The sequence below is a fragment of the Candidatus Thermoplasmatota archaeon genome (assembly GCA_022848865.1).
In the GTDB taxonomy this organism is placed as follows: Archaea; Thermoplasmatota; Thermoplasmata; order RBG-16-68-12; family JAGMCJ01; genus JAGMCJ01.
On sequence record JAJISE010000106.1, the window covers coordinates 1 to 800 of the forward strand.

An 800-nucleotide genomic window follows, 5' to 3' on the forward strand; every position below is an offset into this window, starting at 1 on the left:
GCCGGTCTCTCCAGTCAGGATTTCAGAGTATGTTTCAAAGGGTCCCAGGGCCTTGACCTCAGCAGTGATCTCCGAGACGAGGGACGACCACTTGGCGCCCTCTGCTGCAGAAACCCAGGAGATCTTGAATCGTCGCGGATCGATTCCGAGGAACGTTATCAACTCACGGAAGGCGAGCAGTTTTCGTCGGGCGTGGTAATTGCCGCTGGTATAGTGACAATCACCCGGATGGCAGCCCGATACGAGAACCAAGTCCGCACCTTGCTCAAAGCTCTTGATGATAAACATAGGGTCCACTCGGCCGGAACAGGGTACGCGCACGATCTTGATCGCAGCGGGATACACCAGGCGGCTCATACCTGCCAGGTCGGCGCCTGCATAGGAGCACCAGTTGCACAGAAACGCCACGATACGCGGCTGCCACTCTGATGGTTCACTTGAATCACTTGTTTCCTGTATCATACTACCTTACCCATGAATCGCATTAATCGCGGCAAAGAGTTGGTCATCTCGATACCCCTGCACCTCAATGCTCTTAGAGCGACACGTTGCGGCGCAGACACCACACCCCTGACAAAGGCCTTCATTGATAAAAGCCACCGTAGCGATGGGATTGCCTTTGTTGTCTGTTAATTCCCGCGGCCCGATAGCGCCGTAGGCACAAACACCTTCGCACTCGAAACAACCGTTGCATGACGATTCGTCCACGATGCCAATGGTCGGTTCCCGGCTGAGGCGCTTGTGGGAGATCAGCCCCAGTGCCTTGCTGGCCGCAGCGCCAGCTTGAGCGACGCTCTCGG

The 800-nt window shown here is 56.2% G+C and carries 2 protein-coding genes; both read right to left on the minus strand.

Annotation, left to right across the window (positions count from 1 at the left end; genetic code table 11):
• On the minus strand, nt 1-462 hold a 462-nt coding region (locus tag LN415_09885; protein ID MCJ2557391.1), incomplete at its 3' end, for a hydrogenase iron-sulfur subunit.
• Between the two features lie 6 nt (nt 463-468).
• On the minus strand, nt 469-800 hold a 332-nt coding region (locus LN415_09890), incomplete at its 5' end, for a 4Fe-4S dicluster domain-containing protein (GenBank protein ID MCJ2557392.1).